The sequence below is a fragment of the Acinetobacter sp. UBA6526 genome, from assembly GCF_002434875.1.
Taxonomy (GTDB): Bacteria; Pseudomonadota; Gammaproteobacteria; order Pseudomonadales; family Moraxellaceae; genus Acinetobacter; species Acinetobacter venetianus.
Genome location: NZ_DJLC01000161.1, coordinates 12,503 through 12,718, shown reverse-complemented (window position 1 = coordinate 12,718; position 216 = coordinate 12,503). Strand labels below are relative to the sequence as shown.

At 43.1% G+C, this 216-nt stretch carries 1 protein-coding gene; it reads left to right on the top strand.

What is annotated here, in order from left to right; translation table 11 throughout:
* A partial coding sequence (locus B4237_RS11225) for a MotA/TolQ/ExbB proton channel family protein (RefSeq protein WP_286943126.1) occupies nt 1–216 on the top strand: 216 nt, incomplete at both ends.

Sequence of the window (216 nt, the reverse complement as noted above, 5' to 3'; positions counted from 1 at the left end):
TTAAAACAACAGGCTTATGCTCAACTTGCTCAAACTTTGGCTGGATTAAAAGCTAAGTTGCAGCCGTTGACTTTTGAGCAGCGTAAAGCAGTTGCTGAACAAGCACTTCTTCGTCAAATCTCTGCTGAAAAATCTCAAGCAGAAAAAGGTGTTTCGGTTCTTGGAACAATTGCCTCGCTTGCACCATTTGTCGGGTTGTTTGGTACAGTTTGGGGT